At 67.7% G+C, this 19,007-nt stretch carries 15 protein-coding genes; 9 read left to right on the top strand and 6 right to left on the bottom strand.

Annotated elements, in window-relative coordinates:
• Window positions 1–75: 75 nt before the first annotated feature.
• Genes AJAP_RS34815 through sdhC form a run of 4 tightly spaced genes read right to left on the bottom strand, consistent with a single transcriptional unit; the run spans window position 76 to window position 3,497 of the window.
• A complete protein-coding gene (locus AJAP_RS34815) occupies window positions 76–846 on the bottom strand; it encodes a succinate dehydrogenase iron-sulfur subunit (protein WP_038519442.1) in 771 nt (256 codons plus the stop codon).
• On the bottom strand, window positions 846–2,600 hold the full coding sequence (gene sdhA / locus AJAP_RS34810) for a succinate dehydrogenase flavoprotein subunit (protein ID WP_038519440.1): 1,755 nt from the start codon (window positions 2,598–2,600) through the stop codon (window positions 846–848). Before sdhA ends, AJAP_RS34815 begins: the two co-directional genes overlap by 1 nt.
• Before the next feature lie 31 nt (window positions 2,601–2,631).
• The gene (locus tag AJAP_RS34805) at window positions 2,632–3,051 is read right to left on the bottom strand and encodes a succinate dehydrogenase hydrophobic membrane anchor subunit (protein ID WP_007032045.1); all 420 of its coding nucleotides are present in this window, start codon (window positions 3,049–3,051) and stop codon (window positions 2,632–2,634) included.
• A 2-nt stretch (window positions 3,052–3,053) separates the two neighbouring features.
• The gene (gene sdhC / locus AJAP_RS34800) at window positions 3,054–3,497 is read right to left on the bottom strand and encodes a succinate dehydrogenase, cytochrome b556 subunit (protein ID WP_073847418.1); all 444 of its coding nucleotides are present in this window, start codon (window positions 3,495–3,497) and stop codon (window positions 3,054–3,056) included.
• Window positions 3,498–4,042: 545 nt separating this feature from the next.
• Here sdhC and AJAP_RS34795 point away from each other — a divergent pair.
• The 6 genes from AJAP_RS34795 to AJAP_RS34770 all read left to right on the top strand — a co-directional run bounded on the left by AJAP_RS34795 (window position 4,043) and on the right by AJAP_RS34770 (window position 10,877).
• Entirely contained in the window at window positions 4,043–5,182 is a 1,140-nt protein-coding gene (locus AJAP_RS34795; RefSeq protein WP_038519437.1) for a BMP family lipoprotein, read from the top strand.
• 81 nt (window positions 5,183–5,263) lie between these two features.
• Window positions 5,264–6,844, top strand: a complete 1,581-nt coding sequence (locus tag AJAP_RS34790) for an ABC transporter ATP-binding protein (protein ID WP_037332427.1) — start codon at window positions 5,264–5,266, stop codon at window positions 6,842–6,844.
• The gene (locus AJAP_RS34785; RefSeq protein ID WP_038519432.1) at window positions 6,841–7,938 is read left to right on the top strand and encodes an ABC transporter permease; all 1,098 of its coding nucleotides are present in this window, start codon (window positions 6,841–6,843) and stop codon (window positions 7,936–7,938) included. The genes AJAP_RS34790 and AJAP_RS34785 overlap by 4 nt, the downstream gene beginning before the upstream one ends.
• On the top strand, window positions 7,935–9,209 hold the full coding sequence (locus tag AJAP_RS34780; protein ID WP_038519431.1) for an ABC transporter permease: 1,275 nt from the start codon (window positions 7,935–7,937) through the stop codon (window positions 9,207–9,209). Before AJAP_RS34785 ends, AJAP_RS34780 begins: the two co-directional genes overlap by 4 nt.
• A gap of 1 nt (window position 9,210) precedes the next feature.
• The gene (locus tag AJAP_RS34775; protein WP_038519427.1) at window positions 9,211–9,600 is read left to right on the top strand and encodes a cytidine deaminase; all 390 of its coding nucleotides are present in this window, start codon (window positions 9,211–9,213) and stop codon (window positions 9,598–9,600) included.
• Entirely contained in the window at window positions 9,597–10,877 is a 1,281-nt protein-coding gene (locus tag AJAP_RS34770) for a thymidine phosphorylase (protein WP_038519426.1), read from the top strand. The genes AJAP_RS34775 and AJAP_RS34770 overlap by 4 nt, the downstream gene beginning before the upstream one ends.
• Window positions 10,878–11,355: 478 nt before the next feature.
• On the opposite strand, the gene AJAP_RS34765 is transcribed toward AJAP_RS34770, so the two are convergent.
• Window positions 11,356–12,444 carry a hypothetical protein gene (locus tag AJAP_RS34765; RefSeq protein ID WP_038519424.1) on the bottom strand — a complete coding sequence of 363 codons (1,089 nt, stop codon included), beginning with the start codon at window positions 12,442–12,444 and terminating at the stop codon, window positions 11,356–11,358.
• Between the two features lie 209 nt (window positions 12,445–12,653).
• Here AJAP_RS34765 and AJAP_RS34760 point away from each other — a divergent pair, with 209 nt between their 5' ends.
• Together AJAP_RS34760 and AJAP_RS34755 are read left to right on the top strand one after the other, a co-directional pair.
• Entirely contained in the window at window positions 12,654–13,754 is a 1,101-nt protein-coding gene (locus AJAP_RS34760; protein ID WP_038519422.1) for an adenosine deaminase, read from the top strand.
• A gap of 65 nt (window positions 13,755–13,819) precedes the next feature.
• Window positions 13,820–15,025: an MFS transporter gene (locus AJAP_RS34755; RefSeq protein ID WP_038524449.1), complete on the top strand. Its 1,206-nt coding sequence runs from the start codon at window positions 13,820–13,822 to the stop codon at window positions 15,023–15,025.
• Window positions 15,026–15,045: 20 nt separating this feature from the next.
• Here AJAP_RS34755 and AJAP_RS34750 read toward each other — a convergent pair whose 3' ends face one another.
• On the bottom strand, window positions 15,046–16,287 hold the full coding sequence (locus AJAP_RS34750) for a hypothetical protein (protein ID WP_038519419.1): 1,242 nt from the start codon (window positions 16,285–16,287) through the stop codon (window positions 15,046–15,048).
• Window positions 16,288–16,438: 151 nt separating this feature from the next.
• Between AJAP_RS34750 and AJAP_RS34745 the strand changes: the two genes are divergently transcribed.
• Window positions 16,439–18,943 (top strand): DEAD/DEAH box helicase, encoded by a 2,505-nt coding sequence (locus tag AJAP_RS34745; protein WP_038519416.1) that lies wholly within the window; start codon window positions 16,439–16,441, stop codon window positions 18,941–18,943.
• Window positions 18,944–19,007: the final 64 nt, after the last annotated feature.

The following is a 19,007-nucleotide window of genomic DNA, read 5'->3' as shown; positions in this document are numbered from 1 at the left end:
GCCCAGAAATCCGTGAAGGCCTCCTTGAGGGACTCTGGGTCCCTCAAGGAGGCCTTCACGGACAGTCCAGAAGCGTCAGACGCGCTTGAAGAGCAAAGCGCGCTTAACCTCCTGAATCGCCTTCGTCACCTGGATACCGCGCGGGCAGGCGTCGGTGCAGTTGAACGTCGTCCGGCAGCGCCAGACACCCTCGGAGTCGTTCAGAATGTCGAGACGCTCTTCGGCGCCTTCGTCACGCGAGTCGAAGATGAACCGGTGCGCGTTGACGATCGCGGCCGGGCCGAAGTACGAGCCGTCGTTCCAGTACACCGGGCACGAGGACGTGCAGCAGGCGCACAGGATGCACTTGGTCGTGTCGTCGAACCGGTCGCGGTCGGCCTGCGACTGGATCCGCTCGCGCGTGGGCTCGTTCCCGTAGGCGATCAGGTACGGCTTCACGGCCTTGTACGCCTCGAAGAACGGGTCCATGTCGACGTAAAGGTCCTTGAGCGTCGTCAGGCCCTTGATCGGCGCGATGGTGATCGTCGTCTTCTTGCCGTCCTGCGACAGCAGGTCCTTCATCAGGACCTTGCACGCCAGCCGGTTGATGCCGTTGATCTGCATCGCGTCGGAACCACAGACGCCGTGCGCGCACGAGCGCCGGAACGAGAACGTCCCGTCGATGTAGTCCTTCACGTAGAAGAGCAGGTTCAGCAGCCGGTCGGTGCGCTGCGCCGGGACGTCGTAGGACTCCCAGTGCGGCTCGTTGTCGATCTCGGGGTTGAACCGGAGGATCTTCAGCGTGACGGTGATCGGCGTGTGGTCGGAGGACACGGCCTCCGACTTCTCGGGGGTTGCCGTGGTCATCAGTACTTCCGCTCCATCGGTTCGTAGCGGGTGAAGGTCACCGGCTTGTAGTCCAGGCGGACGTCGGCGGTGAGACCTTCGCCCTCCTTGTAGGCCATGGTGTGCCGCATGAAGTTCGTGTCGTCGCGGTTCGGGTAGTCCTCGCGCGCGTGCCCGCCGCGGGATTCCTTGCGCGCCAGGGCGCCGACGACGAGGACCTCGGCGAGTTCGAGCAGGAAGCCCAGCTCGACGGCCTCGAGGACGTCGGTGTTGTACCGCTTCCCCTTGTCCGACACGGTGATCCGGCTGTACCGCTCCTTCAGCGCCTGCACGTCGGTCAGCGCCTGCTTCAGCGTGTCCTCGGTGCGGTACACCGAAGCGTGCGAGTCCATCGTCCGCTGCAGCTCGGTGCGGATGTCGGCGACGCGCTCGTCACCGTGCTCCGAAAGCAGCAGCGCGAGCTGGTCTTCCACCACCTTGGTCGGGTTCTCCGGCAGCTCGATGTGCTCGTGCGCCAGCGCGTACTCGGCGGCCGCGATGCCGGCGCGACGGCCGAACACGTTGATGTCGAGCAGCGAGTTCGTGCCGAGCCGGTTCGAGCCGTGCACGGACACGCACGCGACCTCACCCGCGGCGTACAGGCCGGGGATGACGTTTTCGTTGTCCCGCAACGCTTCGCCGTGGATGTTGGTCGGGATGCCGCCCATCACGTAGTGGCAGGTCGGGAACACCGGCACCGGTTCGGTGACCGGGTCGACGCCCAGGTACGTCCGCGAGAACTCCATGATGTCCGGGAGTTTCGCGTTCAGCGTCTCTTCCGGGATGTGCGTGACGTCGAGGACGACGTAGTCCTTGTTCGGCCCGCAACCGCGGCCCTGCAGCACTTCCTGCACCATCGACCGGGCGACGATGTCCCGCGGCGCGAGGTCCTTGATGGTGGGGGCGTAGCGCTCCATGAACCGCTCGCCGTCGGCGTTGCGGAGGATGCCGCCCTCGCCGCGCACGGCCTCGGAGATGAGGATGCCGAGCCCGGCCAGACCTGTCGGGTGGAACTGGAAGAACTCCATGTCCTCCAGCGGCAGGCCCTTGCGGAAGATGATGCCGAGGCCGTCACCGGTGAGGGTGTGCGCGTTCGACGTCGTCTTGAAGATCTTGCCCGCGCCGCCGGTGGCGAACACGATCGACTTCGCCTGGAAGACGTGCAGCTCGCCGGTCGCCAGCTCGTAGGCGACGACGCCGGAAGCGGCCGGGTTGCCGTTCTCGTCCGGGGTCAGCACCAGGTCGAGCACGTAGAACTCGTTGAAGAACTCGGTGCCGTGCTTGACGCAGTTTTGATACAGCGTCTGCAGGATCATGTGCCCGGTGCGGTCCGCGGCGTAGCAGGCGCGGCGCACCGCGGCCTTGCCGTGGTCACGGGTGTGCCCGCCGAAGCGGCGCTGGTCGATCTTGCCTTCGGGCGTCCGGTTGAACGGCAGGCCCATCTTCTCGAGGTCGAGGACCGCGTCGATGGCTTCCTTCGCCATGATCTCGGCGGCGTCCTGGTCGACCAGGTAGTCGCCGCCCTTGATCGTGTCGAAGGTGTGCCACTCCCAGTTGTCCTCTTCGACGTTCGCGAGCGCGGCGCACATGCCGCCCTGCGCGGCGCCGGTGTGCGAACGCGTCGGGTAGAGCTTGGTGAGGACCGCGGTGCGGGCACGCTGGCCGGATTCGATGGCCGCGCGCATGCCGGCGCCACCGGCGCCGACGATCACCACGTCGTACTTGTGGAACTGCATGAGGACTCCGCTTTGAACGTGTGGTGGGGCGTCAGTTGGCCGAGATGCCGGGATCGAAGGTGAAGATCACCATCGTGCCGACGGCGAGGATCAGCACCATCGAGACGTAGAGCACGATCTTCAGCCAGAACCGGGTGCTGTCCTTGCGGGCGTAGTCGTCGATGATCGTCCGCAGGCCGTTGCCGCCGTGGATCTCGGCGAGCCACAGCATCGACAGGTCCCAGAACTGCCAGAACGGCGAGGCCCAGCGGCCGGCGACGAAGCCCCAGTTGATGCGGTGCACGCCGCCGTCGAGGATGTTCATGATGAACAGGTGGCCGAGCACCAGCACGATCAGGGCGAGGCCCGAGATGCGCATGAACAGCCAGCTGTAGAGCTCGAAGTTGCTGCGGCGGGCGGCGGGGCGCTTCGGCGAGCGCGGCTTGTCGAGGGTGAGGACTTCGGATGCCATGGTCAGTTACCCCCGAAGAGCGTCTCGACGGTGCGCTTCATCATGAAGAACGCGCCCGGAATCATCACCACGACCCAGATGGCCAGGATGGTCCAGAGCATCGGCTTCTGGAACTTCGGTCCCTTCTCCCAGAAGTCGACCAGCATGACCCGGATGCCGTTGAGCGCGTGGAACAGCACCGCGCCGACCAGGCCGACCTCGAGGAGGTTGACCAGCGGGGTCTTGTAGGTCTCGATGACCTCGTTGTACGTGTCGGGCGACACGCGCACGAGCGCGGTGTCGAGCACGTGCACGAAGAGGAAGAAGAATGTCAGCACGCCGGTGATGCGGTGCAGCACCCAGGACCACATACCGGGGTCTCCCCGGTAGAACGTCCCTTGCCGGCGTGAGGCACCCGCCCGATCGCTCGCGGCCGCCTCAGTGGCGGTGCTAGCCGTGGTGGACATCGGTGAACGGCCTCCAACGTCATGGCTTGGGCCCGCTGACCGCTGGTTTCCGCGCCTGCCGCCGGGACGTCCACCTGGGGACGGCTCCGGCGACGGTGCCGAGATCATGGTCATCGAGCGTGGATGAAAAGGATGCTAGACCCGCACCTCACGGTGGGCTCACCTCCGGGTTCCTCTGTGTGATGGACCAGACATCGGGACCCTCGCACGATCGAGTGACGAGGGCCGGTAACTCACCGGTTCGTCCACTGTGGACGCGCGGGCGGTCCCGGCGGAGGGTCTGAACGGTGCGTGACGATCTTGGGCGCGTCACGCGGCTCGGGGGCCGAGCACTGCCTGCGATTACTCCATTCCGATCACCGTGAGTACTCCGTTCGTCGCGCTCGCGACTCATGAGTAAACGTTTGTGTTACGTAGCGTGCCTTTCCTATGGCAGCAAAGCGGCCGTTAGGTACCGTTCCTCGGTCGAACCCGGCAGTGTCGCCGGGTCGCTTTCTTCGGACCATCCGCTGGATCAGCGGGGAGGGAGACACACGTTGCGTCGCATGCGTGGAACCGCGCTGGCCGCCGCCGCCATGGCCGGTGCACTGGTACTGGCCGGGTGCGCGAAGGATTCGGGTGCGGGGAACAACAACAACGCGAGCACGGGGGACCAGTCTGCCAGCTGCGTGACGGCGCCGAAGCCGCCCGCCGCGCCGGCCGCGTCGAGCAGCTCCGCGCAGTCGGGTGAGAAGGTCGACGGCAGCAAGCTCAAGGTCGCGCTGGCCTTCGACGTCGGCGGCCGTGGCGACGCGTCGTTCAACGACTCCGCCGCCGCCGGTACCGACAAGGCGAAGAGCGAGCTCGGTGTCACCTCGGTGACCGAAAGCACCGCCGCCGCGACCGAGGACGAGGCCGCGAAGTCGCAGCGTCTCGACCAGCTCGCTTCGCAGGGCTTCAGCCCGGTCATCGCGGTCGGCTTCGCCTACGCCAAGGCCGTCGGCGCCATCGCGCCGAAGTACCCGAACACCCAGTTCGCGATCGTCGACGACGACTCCGTCAAGGCGCCGAACGTCACCCCGCTGGTGTTCGCCGAGGAGCAGGGCTCGTTCCTGGCCGGTGTCGCCGCCGCCTACAAGTCGAAGAAGTGCCACGTGGGCTTCGTCGGTGGCGTGAACACGCCGCTGATCCAGAAGTTCGAGGCCGGCTTCCTTCAGGGTGTGAAGGCCGCGTCGAGCAAGGCCAAGATCGAGGACGAGTACCTCACCCCGGCCGGTGACTTCTCCGGGTTCCAGGACCCGGCGAAGGGCAACGTGAAGGCCGCCGCCCAGATCGCCAAGGGCGCGGACGTCGTCTACCACGCCGCCGGTGCCTCCGGTAAGGGCGTTTTCGAGGCGGCCAAGTCCAACAACGCCATGGCCATCGGCGTCGACTCCGACCAGTACAACCAGAAGACGGTCGAGGCGTCGAAGGACGTCATCATCACCTCGATGCTCAAGCGCGTCGACGTGGCGGTGTTCGACTACCTGCGCGCGCTGGCGAAGGGCGACCTGACGTCGCTGCCGAAGCGGTTCGACCTCAAGGTCGACGGCATCGGCTACGCCACCTCCGGCGGCAAGGTCGACGACATCAAGGACGTCCTCGACGGCTACAAGGCGCAGATCGTCTCCGGGGCGATCACCGTCTCGGACAAGCCGCAGAAGTAAGGTTCGTCTGGCAGCGGGGCTCGGGAGGGTAACCCCTTCCGAGCCCCCACCTGTTTACCCCCAGAACTGGATGGCTTTTTCATGAGCGCTCCCCAGGCCGAGGTCACCGACGCCCCCGACCGGGGTGAACCGGCCGTGCAGCTGACCGGGATCACGAAGCGATTCCCCGGTGTCGTGGCCAACTCCGACGTCAACCTCACCGTCACCAAGGGCGAGGTGCACGCAGTCTGCGGCGAGAACGGCGCGGGCAAATCGACCCTGATGAAGATCCTCTACGGCATGCAGCAGCCGGACGAGGGCGACATCGCGATCAACGGTCGACCGGTGAAACTGCGCAACCCGCAGGACGCCATCAAGACCGGGATCGGGATGGTCCACCAGCACTTCATGCTGGCCGACAACCTGACCGTCGGGGAGAACGTCTTCCTCGGCGCGGAGAACCTGCACGGCATCGGCCGCGCGGCGAGGGCGAAGCTGGCGGAACTCGCCGGCCGCGTCGGCCTGCGCGCCCGCCCGGACGCGCTGCTGGAAGAGCTCGGCGTCGCCGACCGCCAGCGTGTGGAGATCGTCAAGGTGCTCTACCGCGGCGCGCGGATCATCATCCTCGACGAGCCCACCGCGGTGCTCGTGCCGCAGGAGGTCGACGCGCTGTTCGAGACCGTCCGCGCCATGCAGAAGGACGGCTTCACCTTCATCTTCATCTCGCACAAGCTCGACGAGGTGCGCGCGATCGCCGACACGGTCACCGTGATCCGCCGCGGCACCACCGTCGGCACGGCGGATCCGAAGACGATCACCTCACGGCAGCTGGCCGAGATGATGGTCGGCACGGAGCTGCCCAGCCCGGAGACCCGCGAGTCCACCGTCACCGATCGGGACGTCCTCCGCCTGGACGACGTGTGCCTGAGCGTCGAGGGTTCCGAGCGGAACGTGCTCGACCACATCTCCTTCACCGTGCACGCGGGTGAGGTGCTCGGGATCGCCGGCGTCGAGGGCAACGGCCAGACCGAACTCGTCGAGACGATCATGGGCATGCGCAAGGGCGGCGGCCGGATCGAACTGACCGAGGCCGACGGCAAGGTCGTCGAACTGCACAAACTGGGGACGCTCGCCCGCCGCGAGGCAGGCATCGGCTACATCGCCGAAGACCGCACGCGGCACAGCCTCCTGCTCACGCAACCCTTGTGGGTCAACCGGATTCTCGGTTACCAGACGCGCAAGCCGGTCGCGAAAGGACAGTTGCTCGACATCGACGGCGCGCGGGAGGACACCCGCCGCATCGTCGAGGAGTACGACGTCCGCACGCCGGGTATCGACGTCCCCGCCGCCGCGCTTTCGGGTGGTAACCAGCAGAAGCTGATCGTCGGGCGCGAACTTTCCGGCAACCCCGTCCTGCTGATCGCGTCGCATCCGACGCGCGGTGTCGACGTCGGCGCGCAGGCGCTGATCTGGGAACAGATCCGCCAGGCGCGTGCCGCCGGGCTGGCCGTCCTGCTGGTTTCGGCCGACCTCGACGAGCTGATCGGGCTTTCCGACACCATTCAGGTCATGCTTCGCGGACGGCTGGTCGGCGAGGCCGACCCCGCGACCGTGACCCCGCAGCAACTGGGCTCCGCGATGACGGGTGCTTCCGAAGACTCCGAAGAGGACGGTGCGGCGTGAGTTCCTGGCGTACGAGGCTGCTGCCGCCTCTGCTCGCGATCGTTTTCGCGGTCATCCTGACGGCCATCGCGCTGATCATCTCGGGGGCGGATCCGCTCCAGGCCTACGGCACGATGATCGGCCAGCTCTTCAAGGGCTCGACGGCCGTCGACACGGTGAACCTCGCGACGGTCTATTACCTGTCCGGGCTCGCGGTGGCCATCGGTTTCCAGATGAACCTCTTCAACATCGGTGTCGAGGGCCAGTACCGGTTCGCCGCCATCGTCACCGCCATCATCGGCGGGGCGCTGCAGCTGCCGCCGGTGATCCACGTGATCGCGATCCTCATCGTCGCGGTGGCCAGCGGCATGCTCTACGCGGCGATTCCCGCCGTGCTGAAGGTGACCCGCGGGGTTTCCGAGGTCATCTCGACGATCATGCTGAACGCGATCGTCGGCGGCATCGTGGCGTTCCTGGTCAACGCGGACCAGTTCGGCGTGCAGACCGGCAACAACATCGCCACCCGCGAGATCGCCGAGACCGGCCGGATCCCCGGTATCCCGATCGGGTCCGGCGAGCTGTTCGGCTTCGTGATCATCGCGGCGCTGATCGGCGCGGCCTACTGGTTCATGCTCAACCGGACCCGGTTCGGCTTCGAACTCAAGGCCTCCGGCGAATCGACGACGGCCGCCGCGGCGGGTGGCGTCAACGCCAAGAAGATGACGCTGATCGCGATGCTGCTTTCCGGTGGTGTGGCCGGTCTGGTCGCGATGCCGGAACTGCTCGGCCGCGACTTCAGCTACGGCATCACCTCGACCCAGATGTACGGCTTCACCGGCATCGCGGTCGCCCTGCTCGGGCGTAACCACCCGGCCGGGATCGCGCTGGGCGCCCTGCTGTGGGCGTTCCTCGACCGGTCCGCCGTTTCGCTGGAGCAGATCAACGTGTCCAAAGAGATCGCCACGATCATGCAGGGCGTGATCGTGCTGTCGGTCGTCATCGCTTACGAGATCGTGCGCCGCGCCGACCTGGCCGCCGAGCAACGCCGCGTGGGTCGCGCGCTGGCGGGCAACGGCCGCAAGGGTTCCAGCGTGTCCGAGGGAGGTGCGGTGTGACCACCGCGGACGTTCTTTCGCCCAACACGGGCGGCACCACCATGCCGGTGAAGCCGCCGAAGCGGCGTATCCCGGGCTGGCTCAAGGGCGCCATCTGGGGTCTGCTGGCGGTCGGTGTGCTCGCGATCGCGTCGTACGCCACCGGCGTCAACACGCTGACCTCGACCAACACCGCGCACACCGCGTTGCGGCTGGCGCTGCCGATCCTGCTGTGCGCGCTCGGCGGTCTCTGGGCCGAACGCGCGGGCGTGATCAACATCGGCCTCGAAGGCATGATGATCCTCGGCACCTGGGGTGCCGCGTGGGGCGCGTACCACGGCGGGGTCTGGGCGGGGCTGATCTCGGCGGTCGTGTTCGGCGCGCTCGGCGGGCTGCTGCACGCCGTCGCGACGGTGACCTTCAACGTCAACCACATCGTCTCCGGTGTGGCGATCAACCTGCTCGGTCTCGGTGTCGCGAAGTACCTGGCGAACCTGGTGTTCACCCCGCTTTCGGGTAACCCGCGCCAGTCGCCGCCGGTGCCGAAGTTCGACACGTACTCGGCGACGTTCCTCTCGGACTGGTTGTCGGATCTGGAAAAGATGCAGCGCGTCTTCATCTCCGACCTCGCCGGCATCCTCAACGGCCTGATCACCGAGGTCGCGCCGCTGACGATGATCGCGATCGCGCTGGTGCCGATCAGCTACTTCGTGCTGTGGCGCACGCGGTTCGGCCTGCGGCTGCGGTCCTGTGGTGAGAACCCGGTGGCGGCCGAGTCTCTCGGCGTGAACGTCTACCTGCACAAGTACGTCGCCATGATCATCTCCGGCGGGCTCGCCGGAATGGGTGGCGCGTCGCTGGTGCTGCTCGCGGGTGGCGCGGACTACCTGGAGAACCAGACCAACAACCGTGGCTACATCGGCCTCGCGGCGATGATCTTCGGCAACTGGCGGCCGGGCGGCCTGCTCGGCGGCGCGGCGCTGTTCGGCTACGCGGACGGCCTCCAGCTCGCCGGTGGCGGCACCGCGGTGCTCGCGCTGCTGTACGGCGCGGTGATCCTGCTGGCCGTGATCGTGGCGGTGCAGTTGTTCCGGCGTCAGTGGATCGCCGCCGCGCTCGGCGTCTTCGGCGCGGCTCTGCTGTACGCGATCTACTGGACCAACGACGACCTGCCCAGCGACCTCATCCCGTACACGGCGCACTTCGTGACGCTGATCGTGCTGGCGGTGGCTTCGCAGCGGCTGCGGCCGCCGAAGGCCGACGGCGCGCTGTACCGACGAGGTGAGGACTGACATGGCGGAGTACGACTGGGAAGCCTTGCGGGCTCAGGCCATCGAGGCGGCGAAGTCGGCGTACGCGCCGTACTCCGGCCTGCACGTCGGTGTCGCGGCCGTGGTGGACGACGGCCGGATCGTCGTCGGCTGCAACGTCGAGAACGCTTCGTACGGCTTGGGAATGTGCGCGGAATGCACGATGGCGGGGCAGCTGCGGCTGACCGGGGGCGGCAAGCTCGTCGCCGTCGCGTGCCGTAGCGGTGAAGGCGCGCTGCTGATGCCGTGCGGGCGCTGCCGTCAGGTCCTGTTCGAGCACGGTGGTGCCGACTGCCTGGTGGACACCCCGAGCGGCATCCTGCCGATGTCGGCGGTGCTGCCGGACGCGTTCGGACCGGACGACCTGCCGTGAGCGCTTTCGCCGCCGTCGACGTCATCCGCGCGAAGCGGGACGGTGGACGGCTGTCCGACGAGCAGATCGACTGGACGATCGACGCGTACACGCGCGGCGACATCGCCGAGGAACAGATGGCCGCGCTCGCGATGGCCATCTTCCTGCGGGGGATGGACTCCGGCGAGATCGCGCGGTGGACCGGCGCGATGATCTCGTCGGGGGAGCGGCTGGACCTGAAGGTCAGCCGTCCGACGATCGACAAGCACTCGACCGGCGGGGTCGGCGACAAGATCACGCTCCCGCTGGCGCCGCTCGTCGCGGCTTGTGGCGCGGCCGTGCCGCAGCTGTCCGGGCGCGGGCTCGGGCACACCGGCGGGACGCTGGACAAACTGGAGTCGATTCCGGGCTGGCGTGCCTCTTTGTCGACATCGGAGATCATCCGGCAGCTCGACGAGGTCGGCGCGGTGGTCTGCGCGGCCACTGAAGGGTTGGCGCCCGCGGACAAGAAGCTGTACGCACTGCGCGATGTGACGTCGACGGTGGAGTCGATCCCGCTGATCGCGAGCTCGATCATGAGCAAGAAGATCGCCGAGGGCTCGGCTGGGCTGGTGCTCGACGTGAAGACGGGTTCGGGCGCGTTCATGAAGACGGTTCCGCAGGCGCGCGAACTCGCGCGGACGCTGGTGGAGATCGGGACCGCGCACGGCGTCGCGACGACGGCGCTGATCACGGACATGAACGTGCCGTTGGGGCACGCCGTCGGCAACGCGATCGAGGTCGCGGAGTCGGTCGAGGTACTGCGCGGCGGCGGCCCTTCCGACGTCGTCGAGCTGACCGTGGCGTTGGCGCGGGAGATGCTGGCGCTGGCCGGGCTGTCCGATGTGGACCCGGCCGAGGTGTTGGCTTCCGGCCGGGCTTACGAGACGTGGTGCCGGATGATCGCCGCTCAGGGCGGGGATCCGGAGGCTGCTTTGCCGCGGCCTCGTTATGTGCACGTGGTTCCGGCGCCCGCCGATGGTGTCCTGACGTCTCTGGACGCGTACGCGGTCGGGGTCGCCGCTTGGCGGCTCGGGGCCGGGCGGGCGCGCAAGGAGGACCCGGTGCAGGCCGCGGCCGGCGTCCTGTGCCTGGCGAAGCCGGGCGACAAGGTCGCGGCCGGGCAGCCGCTGCTGGAGTTGCACACCGATACGCCGGAGGCTGTTCCTTCGGCTCTCGCTGCGCTCGAAGACGCCTACGCCGTCTCCTCGGAGGCTCCGGCCTCCGCTCCGCTCGTCCTGGAAACCGTGCGCCCCTGACCTGCGTTTCGCGGGCTAAACGCGATCCGACGGTCGCCCTGCTCGCGGCGCCTGTGTCCGGAAGGCCCCCTTTGAGACGTTGAACGTCCTAAAGGGGGCCTTCGCGCGTCCGCGCCCCGGCACCCCCCCGCGTTTCGTCCTCTGGATGCGGTAGTTGCACGCGCAAGTACCGCATCCAGAGGACGAAACGCGGGCGACCGCCGGATCGCGTTTAGCCCGCGAAACGCAGGTCGCGCGGGGCGGGTGTCCCCAATGTGGCATTGGGGACACTGAGCGCCTCCAATGCCACATTGGGGACATCGGGCCCGGCCCGACCGACGCCGGGCCCCGGGACGTGCACCGCATTTAGAGGACGAAACGCGGGCGACCGCCGGATCGCGATTAGCCCGCGAAACGCAGGTCGTGGCCGTAGAAGCGTGAAGGCCCCCGTCCCAGGCGAAGCCGTGGGAAGGGGGCCTTCACGCGTTAAGAGAGGGCGTCAGTCCGAGGACTCGTCGCCGCCGTCGGCCTTCGCCTTGGCGTCGGCCGCCTTGGGCGCACGGCCGTTGCGCGAGCTGCGACGCGGCTGACGCGGGGCGGGCGGCGGCGGGGAGATCTGCTGCACGGCCGGGCCACCGCCGAGCATCAGCTCCGCGAAGGTCGCCATGGCCTCGTCCAGCTGGCCGCCGATGCGGCGCACGGACTCGTCGTTGCTCTTGCGCACCAGCGAGTCGACCGAGTCGGTGTCCGGCTGCTTCTGCAGCGTGCTCTCGACCTTCGACAGACCGGAGCGGATCGAGCCGTCGAGGTCGCCGAGGCGCCCGGTGAAGCCGTCCTCGACCTTGTCGAGCCGCTCCGCCAGGTCGTCGAGCCGCGAGGTGACCTTCTCGAGCCGGTCGCCGAGGCCGTCGAGGCGCTCCGAAGCGTCGATCATCTCGCCGGTCTCGGTCAGCGCGGTCTTCAGCGCCTCGGTGTTCGCGGTGAGGCTTTCCTTGGTGGCCTTGTCGAGGTTCTCGACGCGGGTCCGCAGCTCGCGGTCGACGGTGTCGACGCGGTCCCGCAGGGTGGACTCGGCCTGCTCGACGCGCTCGCGCACCGGCCCGATCACCGACTGCGGCAGCGCGTCGGTCTTCACGTCCTGCTTGTCGAGGTGCGCGCCGAGCTCGTCGAGACGGCGGTGGATGTTCTGGAGCTTGTCCTCGAGCCCGTCCATCCGGCCCCCGACGCCTTCCAGACGCGCGGCCATGCCGTCGAGGCGGCCGTCGAGCTGAGCGAACGGCTTGGCCAGCTTGTCGACGATGCTTTCGACGGCGCGGGTCAGCGCGGCGATCGCGGTGTCCTGCGCTTCGAGCCGCGACATGGTCTCGTCGAGCCGCTCGGCGAGCACGCTGGTCTCGGTGCGGTCGGGCATCTCGGAGAGCCGCTTGCGCACCGCGCCGAGCGAGTCGACGGGGGCCAGACGTGCGTAGATGTCGTCGAGCGCGTCGAAGATCTGCTGCTGTTCGCTCTCACGCACTTCGGCCGCGCGCACCAGCATGTTGCGCATCCGGTCGAAGGACGGGGCTGCAATGTGGTTGTCAGTGGTCACTGCGGTGTCCTTCGTGGGCGGGGAAATGGGAGGGACGTGACGTGAAGCTTATCCATTGCGAAATTGCTCTGCGTATGGCCCCCGGGTATCGGACAATGCCGAGCTCTGCCCTGATGGCCGATTCAGCCGGTGATCCACAAAGCCGAGGGTTAAGTCAAGCATGAGACTTACAGCCATGTAGGGGAATGACAGGCTGGTTACCGTTACGTATGTCCTCTGAAAGCAGCAGATCCCGCATCCCGGAGGCGGTACTGGCCCGCGCTCCCAAGGTTCTCCTCCACGACCACCTGGACGGCGGATTGCGTCCCGCGACGGTCGCCGAACTCGCCGAACAGACCGGCTACGAGGCCTTGCCCACCGCCGATCCCGTGGAACTCGGCCGCTGGTTCCGCGACGCCGCCGATTCCGGCTCCCTCGTCTCGTACCTTGAGACGTTCGCGCATACCTGCGGCGTGATGCAGACCGAGGAAGCGCTGGTCAGAGTGGCCGCCGAGGCGGTGGAAGACCTCGCGGCCGACGGCGTCGTCTACGCCGAGGTGCGTTATGCCCCCGAACTCTTCGTCGAACGCGGACTGTCACTCGATGCGGTGGTCGAGGCCATTCAGGCCGGGTTCGCCGAAGGTGAACGGAGAGTGGCGGCCGCCGGGGGCCGGATCCGCGTCGGGACGTTGCTCTGCGCGATGCGCCAGCACGCCAGGGCGCTGGAGATCGCCGGGCTGGCCGTCCGCTACCGCGACGCCGGCGTGGTCGGGTTCGACATCGCCGGACCGGAAGACGGATTCCCGCCTACCAGAAATCTCGACGCATTCGAGTTTCTGCGGACGAATAATGCGCATTTCACCATTCATGCCGGGGAGGCGTTCGGGCTCGCGTCCATTTGGGAGGCGATTCAGCATTGCGGCGCGGAGCGGCTGGGCCACGGCGTGCGCATCGTCGACGACATCAAGACCGACAGTGACGGCACGGTCCATTTGGGACGGTTGGCCGCCTACGTCCGCGACCGGCGGATCCCGCTCGAGATCTGCCCCACGTCCAATGTCCAGACGGGAGCGGCCCGCTCGATCGGCGAGCATCCCATCGGCCTGCTCGCCAGGCTGCGGTTCCGGGTCACCGTCAACACCGACAACCGGCTGATGAGCGGCTGCTCGATGACCAGCGAATTCGCGGCCCTGAGCGAGGCGTTCGGCTTCGGGCTGGCCGATCTCGAGTGGTTCACGATCAATGCGATGAAATCCGCCTTCCTCGATTTCGACCGGCGGCTCGACATCATCAACACGGTCATCAAGCCCGGGTACGCGGCCTTGCGTTAGTTAGCAGTGACAACTATCGTTCACTATGTAGGAGTTATCTCCCAGATAGTGGAACGGTGGCGAAGATGGCGCAGGTCGCGGACGTGGGGATCGGCGGCAAACGACGCTGGCTCATCCTCGCGCTCGGTCTCGCCGCGCAGACCGCGAGCTGCTCGTTCCTCTACGGGCTCCCGTTCCTGGTGCCGTCGATGCAGCGTGCGGAGGGTCTCACGCTCGCCGAAGCGGGAACCGTCGTCGCGGCGCCGAGTCTTGGCCTGTTGTTCACCTTGATCCTGTGGGGCGCGGCCGCGGACCGTTACGGAGAGCGTTTGGTAATGGCCATCGGGCTCGGCGTCTCGGGGTTACTCCTCGTGTACGCGGCCGTCGGTGACCACTCGCTCGGGATCCTCTTTGGGGTGTTCTTGCTCGCCGGCGCGAGCACCGCGTCAGTGAACGCCGCGAGCGGCCGGGCCGTCCTCGGCTGGTTCGGCCCGGCCGAACGCGGCTTCGCGATGGGCATCCGCCAGATGGCCCAGCCGCTCGGGGTGGGCGTCGCCGCCTTCGGCCTCCCGCCGCTCGCGGACCGCTGGGGTTTCCAGGTCTCGCTCCTGCTGCCCGCGCTGACCGCGATCGGCGTCGCGCTCCTGGTCGCCTGGCTCCTGATCGACCCACCGCGTCCGGAATCCGGGACGGCGGGGGAGAAACCGCCGTCGCCGTACCGGAGGCCGGCGTTGTGGCGGGTCCACGGCGCGAGCGCGCTGCTCGTCGTCCCGCAGTTCACGGTCTCCGCGTTCACCCCCGTGTACCTGGTGACCATGCACGACTGGACGGCGGCGTCCGCGGGCTGGTTCGTCGGCGCCGTCCAGATCCTCGGCGCGCTGGGCAGGCTGGTGTCGGGCTACTGGTCCGACCGCGTCGGCAGCAGGCTGCGGCCGATGCGGCAGCTGGCGATCGCGAGCGGCGCGGTGATGCTGCTGGTCGCGCTCGGGGACGCGACGTGGCCGTGGCTGGTGCTGCTCGCGCTGGTGCTGGCAGCGGTGATCACGGTGTCCGACAACGGGCTCGGGTTCACCGCGTCGGCGGAGATGGCCGGGCTCGCCTGGGCCGGACGGGCGATGGGTACGCAGAACACCGGCCAGAACATCGCCGCCGCGCTGACACCGCCGATGCTGGGTCTCGTGATCGGTGATTCGCGGTACGCGCTGGCGTTCTGCGTCGCTGCGGTCTTCCCCGCACTGGCCGTGGCGCTGGTGCCCGTCAAAGACGAAAAGGGCCCCTCAGGACGAACCTGAGGGGCCCCTTCGCGGGTGGATCAGAGAACCGTGAGGCGGTTTTCGAAGGTCTCGACGAGCTTGCGCCACTCGGACTGCTCGGCGTCGAACGGAGCGCTCGGCTCCAGCCGCGACGGGTCCGGCCGCAGCACGAACGACACCAGCCAGCCGAGGCTTTCGTTGGCGGCCAGCGCGGTTTCGACGCTGTCGTCTTCGGCCCACTCGGCGGCGTCGGTGATCAGCTCGACGGCCAGCTCCAGCTGCGTCGGGTCGATCGACTCCGGGCCTTCGGCGATGTCGTCGGCGATCCCGTTGAGCACATAGGTGTTCTCGGTGTCGACCTCGATCTCGAGCTCGCCCGCGGTGGCCTTCGTGGTCACCTCGTCCCAAGTGGACACTTGGGCGAGGTCGTTGCCCGCCAGCTCCTTGCCGTCCGCGATCGCGCGGATGAGGGCCTTCTCGGAGGTGAAGACGTCGATCTCGCCTTCGCTGCCGAGGAAGATCGGCTTGTCGTCGAGGTAGCAGCGCAGCGTGTAGTACTCGGCGCCGGAGGTGATGATCTTGATGGGGTCGATGCCGACCTCGCCCCAGAAACCGACGGGCTCGTCGTCTTCCTCGTCTTCGTCGTCCTCGTCCACGAGATCCGCGTCGACGGCGGCCGCTTCGGCCTCGGCGGACTCCGCGAGGAAGGTCGCGAGCTCCTCCGCCGTCTGCTCCAGCACCTTCTCGTCGACGTCGGGGACGGTCACCAGGCCGTCGATCGCGTCGAGGACGGTGTCCCACTTCTCGGAGACCGCCTGCGACAGGTCCGCCCAGAGGCGCTCGCCGTCGCGGCCGGAGAAGGGCAGCGTGCCCTGGTCCAGCAGCGAGAAGCTCTCGTGCGCGTCGAGGACTTCGTGGACCTCGTCCAGCTCGCAGACGTCCGCGAGCGAACGCACGATGCCGATGATCTCGGCCAGCTCGCCGAGCGTCCACTGGTCCGGCTTCTCGGCCACCAGCTCGGGGACGCCCACCAGGTCGTAGGTGTGGTCGTCGTCCGGGATGAGCTCGGGCACGTTCAGCGCCGGGACGACCTCCCACGCGGGGTGGTCGAGCAGGTCGTGCTGCTCGGAGGTCCGCACGAAGGCGGCGAGATGCGCGGCGTCCGGGAAGGCGTACAGGTCTTCCTCGTCGCCGAGGAAGGCTTCCCATTCCTCGCCGTCTTCCCGCCAGCGCGGCGCCCAGAGGGTGACGACGTCACCCTGTGGCAGGCCGAGTTCGATCGGGATGATGTCCTGTGCCATTCCTTTAGCCCTCTCGGATTACCGCCTGTGTGCGCGGCCGGGTGATGGTGCCCGGAAGGTGCGCGGTACCGCGAAGCCTACGGGTTTCCGCCGATGGGCGCGATCACCCCTGGGCAAGAAGCGACCAACGGATGGCACGATAGGTCCTCTGATGACACTTACAGACCTCCTGCCTGCGGATCCCGACCCCGACTCGCTGTTCGAAGCCTTCTCCACCTGGACGGCCGAGCGCGGGTTGGAGCTGTACCCCGCGCAGGAAGAGGCCATCATCGAGGTGGTCTCCGGCGCGAACCTGATCCTGTCGACGCCGACGGGCTCGGGTAAGAGCCTGGTCGCCGTCGGGGCGCACTTCACCGCGCTCGCACACGGCCGCCGCAGCTACTACACGGCACCCATCAAGGCGCTCGTCTCGGAGAAGTTCTTCCAGCTCATCGAGATCTTCGGCGCCGAGAATGTCGGCATGATGACCGGTGACTCGGCGGTGAACGCCGACGCGCCGATCATCTGCTGCACGGCGGAAATCCTGGCGAACATGGCGTTGCGCTTCGGTGCCGACGCGCCGGTCGGCCAGGTCGTCGCGGACGAGTTCCACTTCTATGCGGAGCCGGATCGCGGCTGGGCCTGGCAGGTGCCGCTGCTGGAACTGCCGAAGGCGCAGTTCGTGCTGATGTCGGCCACCCTGGGCGACGTCTCGTTCTTCGAAAAAGATCTCACCCGCCGGACCGGCCGTCCGACCGCGGTGGTCACCTCGGCGCAGCGGCCGGTGCCGCTGACCTTCCGTTATGCGCTGACGCCGTTGCACGAGACGATGTCCGAGCTGCTCAACGGCGGGCAGTCGCCGGTCTACGTCGTCCACTTCTCGCAGGCCGCGGCGATCGAACGCGCGCAGACGCTGATGAGCATCAACGTCACTTCGAAGGCGGAGAAGGAGGCCATCGCCGACATGCTCGGCGATTTCCGCTTCTCGGCCGGGTTCGGGAAGACGCTGTCGCGGCTGGTCCGGCACGGGATCGGCGTGCACCACGCCGGCATGCTGCCGAAGTACCGGCGCCTCGTCGAGCAGCTGGCGCAGGCGGGGCTGCTGAAGGTGATCTGCGGGACCGACACGCTCGGCGTCGGCATCAACGTACCGATCCGCACGGTGGTCTTTTCGGCGCTGACGAAGTACGACGGTGTGCGGCAACGGCATCTCAAGGCGCGCGAGTTCCATCAGATCGCCGGCCGCGCGGGCCGCGCCGGATACGACACCGACGGCTACGTCGTCGTGCAGGCGCCGGACCACGTCGTCGAAAACGCCAAGGCGCTGGAGAAGGCGGGCGACGATCCCAAGAAGAAAAAGAAGATCGTCCGCAAGAAGGCGCCCGAAGGGTTCGTCAACTGGACGGAGAGCACCTTCGACCGGCTGATCGCGGCCGAGCCGGAGCCGCTGACGTCGAGCTTCCACGTCAGCCACTCGATGCTGCTGAACGTGATCTCCCGGCCGGGCAACGCGTTCGACTCGATGCGGCATCTGCTGGAGGATAACCACTCCGACCGTCCCGCCCAGCGGAAACTGATCCTGCGCGCGATCGCGATCTACCGCGCGCTGCTCGCGGCCGGTGTGGTGGAACGGCTCGACGAACCCGACGAACAGGGCCGCATCGTCCGGCTGACCGTGGACCTGCAGTTCGATTTCGCGCTGAACCAGCCGCTTTCGCCGTTCGCGCTCGCCGCGATCGAACTCCTCGACGTCGACTCGCCGTCGTATCCGCTCGACGTCGTGTCCATTGTGGAATCCACTGTGGACAATCCGCGGCCGGTGCTGTCGCAGCAGCAGTTCAAGGCGCGCGGTGAGGCCGTGCAGGCGATGAAGGCCGAGGGCATCGAGTACGACGAGCGGATGGAGCTGCTCGAGAACGTCACGTACCCGAAGCCGCTGGAGGAGCTGCTGGAGGCGGCGTATTCCCGCTACCGGCAAGGGCATCCGTGGGTCGAGGACTACGAGCTCAAGCCGAAGTCCGTCGTGCGCGACATGTACGAGCGCGCGATGAACTTCGTGGAGTACATCGGTTTCTACCAGCTCGCCCGCTCGGAAGGGCTGGTGCTGCGGTATCTCACCGACACCTACGACTCGCTGCGCCACACGGTGCCCGACGAGGCCAAGAACGAGGGGTTGCAGGACCTCATCGAATGGCTCGGCGAACTCGTGCGCCAGGTCGACTCCAGCCTCCTGGACGAGTGGGAAGCCTTGCGGCATCCCGAAGAGGAGGGCCCGGTTTCGACGAGGCCGCCGTCCGAGCCGCCCGCGGTCACGCGGAACGAGCGGGCGTTCCGGGTGCTCGTGCGCAACGAGCTGTTCCGGCGGGTGGAGCTGGCTTCGCGGCGTGCCTACGACACGCTCGGCGAGCTGGACGCCGCGTCGGGCTGGGACGCGGACGCGTGGGAAGACGCCATCGAGGACTACTACGACGAGCACGAAACGCTCGGCATCGGGCCGGACGCGCGCGGGCCGAAGCTGCTGATCATCGAGCAGGAGCCGGGGATCTGGCGGGTGCGGCAGATCTTCGACGATCCGGCGGGCGATCACGACTGGGGCATCAGCGCCGAGGTCGATCTGGCCGCTTCGGACGAGGCGGGCTCGGCGGTCATCCGGATCACGGCGGTGGACCAGCTCTGATTTCGGCATTCCGCCGAAACGACTGTGCGACCCGGCGGATCGGTGTTACATTCGTCAGGTAAGT

The sequence above is a fragment of the Amycolatopsis japonica genome (assembly GCF_000732925.1).
In the GTDB taxonomy this organism is placed as follows: Bacteria; Actinomycetota; Actinomycetes; order Mycobacteriales; family Pseudonocardiaceae; genus Amycolatopsis; species Amycolatopsis japonica.
This window is presented reverse-complemented; position numbering and strand designations above follow the sequence as displayed.

What these genes read in the sequence shown, in the direction of transcription:
- AJAP_RS34815 (WP_038519442.1), bottom strand. Translation starts at nt 846, where the DNA reads ATGACCACGGCAACCCCCGAGAAGTCGGAGGCCGTGTCCTCCGACCAC.
- sdhA (WP_038519440.1), bottom strand. Translation starts at nt 2,600, where the DNA reads ATGCAGTTCCACAAGTACGACGTGGTGATCGTCGGCGCCGGTGGCGCC.
- AJAP_RS34805 (WP_007032045.1), bottom strand. Translation starts at nt 3,051, where the DNA reads ATGGCATCCGAAGTCCTCACCCTCGACAAGCCGCGCTCGCCGAAGCGC.
- sdhC (WP_073847418.1), bottom strand. Translation starts at nt 3,497, where the DNA reads ATGTCCACCACGGCTAGCACCGCCACTGAGGCGGCCGCGAGCGATCGG.
- AJAP_RS34795 (WP_038519437.1), top strand. Translation starts at nt 4,043, where the DNA reads ATGCGTGGAACCGCGCTGGCCGCCGCCGCCATGGCCGGTGCACTGGTA.
- AJAP_RS34790 (WP_037332427.1), top strand. Translation starts at nt 5,264, where the DNA reads ATGAGCGCTCCCCAGGCCGAGGTCACCGACGCCCCCGACCGGGGTGAA.
- AJAP_RS34775 (WP_038519427.1), top strand. Translation starts at nt 9,211, where the DNA reads ATGGCGGAGTACGACTGGGAAGCCTTGCGGGCTCAGGCCATCGAGGCG.
- AJAP_RS34760 (WP_038519422.1), top strand. Translation starts at nt 12,654, where the DNA reads ATGTCCTCTGAAAGCAGCAGATCCCGCATCCCGGAGGCGGTACTGGCC.
- AJAP_RS34755 (WP_038524449.1), top strand. Translation starts at nt 13,820, where the DNA reads ATGGCGCAGGTCGCGGACGTGGGGATCGGCGGCAAACGACGCTGGCTC.
- AJAP_RS34750 (WP_038519419.1), bottom strand. Translation starts at nt 16,287, where the DNA reads ATGGCACAGGACATCATCCCGATCGAACTCGGCCTGCCACAGGGTGAC.
- AJAP_RS34745 (WP_038519416.1), top strand. Translation starts at nt 16,439, where the DNA reads ATGACACTTACAGACCTCCTGCCTGCGGATCCCGACCCCGACTCGCTG.